The 2,325-nt window shown below is 62.8% G+C and carries 2 protein-coding genes and 1 pseudogene; 2 read left to right on the top strand and 1 reads right to left on the bottom strand.

Annotation, left to right across the window (positions count from 1 at the left end; all coding sequences use genetic code 11):
• Window positions 1-298, top strand: a pseudogene (locus A2J01_RS28080) (KR domain-containing protein); the annotation flags it as partial.
• A gap of 52 nt (window positions 299-350) precedes the next feature.
• Here the strand turns inward: A2J01_RS28080 and A2J01_RS28075 are convergent.
• Window positions 351-1,952, bottom strand: coding sequence for an MFS transporter (locus tag A2J01_RS28075; RefSeq protein WP_003941517.1), 1,602 nt, complete (start codon window positions 1,950-1,952; stop codon window positions 351-353).
• 68 nt (window positions 1,953-2,020) lie between these two features.
• Here A2J01_RS28075 and A2J01_RS28070 point away from each other — a divergent pair.
• A partial coding sequence (locus A2J01_RS28070; protein ID WP_156519430.1) for a TetR/AcrR family transcriptional regulator occupies window positions 2,021-2,325 on the top strand: 305 nt, incomplete at its 3' end.

Raw genomic sequence — 2,325 nt, 5'->3', positions numbered from 1 at the left:
CACCGATGGTCACGAAGGTGCAGTGTACGAGTTGGGCGGTGACGAGAGGCTCACCTATGCCGAATTGGCCGAGAAGATCAGCGAGTTTGCCGGCAAGCCCGTCGCGTACCAGTTCGTGGACGAGCAGGCATACGAAGGCATTCTCGAGAGCGTCGGACTGCCTGCACCGGTTGCGCAGATCCTCGCCGATTCCGATGCTGCAATTGCCAAGGGGGCATTGGACACCGAGTCGGGTGACCTGCAGAAGTTGATCGGCCGCAGCAGCACTCCGGTGACTGAGGTGTTGAGGAAGGCCTGACCTGCTGTGCGCCTTTATTAACCGCGGGCGGTTAATAAAGGCGCACAGGGGGCTACCCCATGTGGACTGCACCCTCGGCGGGCAGATCACCCTTCTTGGCGCGGACCAGCACCAGCACTACCGGTGCGATGATCGCCAACAGGATTGCCGCCCAACCGAATGCGGCCGAGTATCCGGATACCTCGGCGCCGAAGAAGTAGTCCGTCATCGAGGCGACGAAGTCCTGCACCGGCTGGGGGAGTAGCGCCAATTGGTCACCAGTCGGGATGGTCGCGTTCGACATGTCGACAGGAATGCCTTCCGGCGGGATCGGCGCCGCGTTGTCGGCGGTGAAGGCCGACTTTGCCGAAGCGTAGATCGTGGTGAACAGTGCGGTTCCGAGTGCGCCGCCGATCTGCAGGGTGGCGTTGACCAGGGCACTGGCAGCGCCGGCGTCGTGGTCGGGGACACCGATCAGTGCGAGGTTCTGCATCGGCACCATCAGCAGACCGAGTCCGAAGCCGAAGATGGCGAGGCCGGGGAACACGTGCGTCCAGTAGGAGCTGTGTACCTCGATCTGGGTCAGCATGAGCAGTCCTACGGCTGCCACCAGCGGGCCGGCGACCATGAGCGGCTTGGGGCCGATCTTGGTGGACAACTGCGCTGCGATGGTCGACGCCAAGACGATGAAAAATGCCATCGGCAGCGATCCGACGCCGGCCATGACCGGGCTGAATCCGAGCACGATCTGCAGGTAGAACGTCAGGTACAACGTGCCGCCGAGCAGGGCGGCGCCCACCAGCATGGAGCCGATCAGAGCAGCGCCGCGATCACGATGCCACGGAACGCTCAGCGGTAGAAGCGGATTCTTGCTGCGGCTCTCGACGACCACGAAGATCGCGAGGAAGACCAGACCCAGTGCGATGAACAGCAAAGTGTCCGCCTGACCCCAGCCGTGCTCGGCGCGTGTGAATCCGTAGACCAGTGAGCCGAGCCCCAGGGCGATGAGGACAGCGCCGGGAAGGTCGTAGCTCGTGTCGCCGTGCGCTTTGGTTTCCTTGACGATCGGGACGGCTGCAGCGATGGCGATCAGCGCGATCGGGATGTTGACGAGCAGGCACCAACGCCAGTCGACGTACTGCGTCAGCACTCCACCGAGGAGCAGGCCGATGGCAGCGCCACCGCCGGAGATCGCGCCGTAGACGGCAAAAGCCTTGGCGCGCTCCTTCTCTCCGATGAAGGTGGTGGTGAGCATCGACAGCGCAGCGGGCGCGAGCAATGCTGCGAAGACGCCCTGGCCGGCGCGAGCGATGAACAGTTCGATACCGCTCTGCGCGATGCCGCCGATGCCGGAGGCAACCGCGAAGCCCGCCATGCCGACGATGAAGGATCGCTTTCGGCCCCAGTAGTCGGCGATACGTCCGCCGAGGAGCAGCAGCGCACCGAACGCCAAGGCGTACGACGTGACCACCCACGCGCGGTCAAGGTCGCTGATGCCCAGTTCCTCCTGGGCTGCCGGTAGGGCGATGGAGACGATGGTGCCGTCGAGCACCACCATGAGTTGAGCGAACGCGACGATGCAGAGCACCAGCCAGCGACGTTGATGATTCGGATTCTCGGAGACAGCCGGGATCGGTGGCAGAGTGCCGCCGTCGACGTGGGACGTGGTGGTCATTGGAAAAAGGTATTCCAGCCTTCTCGGGTGAGTCAAACGAAATAGTTCGTTCGGTTACCATCATCACTATGGCTCCCACTGACGTGACCGCGACGAAACAGCGAATCCTCGACGCTGCGCAAGAAGAATTCGGCACCTACGGGCTTGCCGGTGCGCGCATCGATCGGATTGCGAAGAACGGAAACGCCAGTAAGGAGCGCCTCTACGCCTATTTCGGTGACAAGGTCGCGTTGTTCCACGCGGTGCTCGACGTCGACTTCGAGCAGGCGATGGAATCCGTCGAGTTCACCGGTGAAGACATGCCCGCGCATGCTGTCGAACTGTTCGACGCAATGCTCGGCAAACCACAGATTCAACGGATGATGATCTGGGG

Origin of the sequence: Rhodococcus sp. EPR-134, from assembly GCF_001647205.1 — a bacterium.
Classification (GTDB): domain Bacteria; phylum Actinomycetota; class Actinomycetes; order Mycobacteriales; family Mycobacteriaceae; genus Rhodococcus_F; species Rhodococcus_F qingshengii.
The sequence above is the reverse complement of the archived record's forward strand: the minus strand, read 5'-3'. Positions and strand labels throughout refer to the sequence as shown.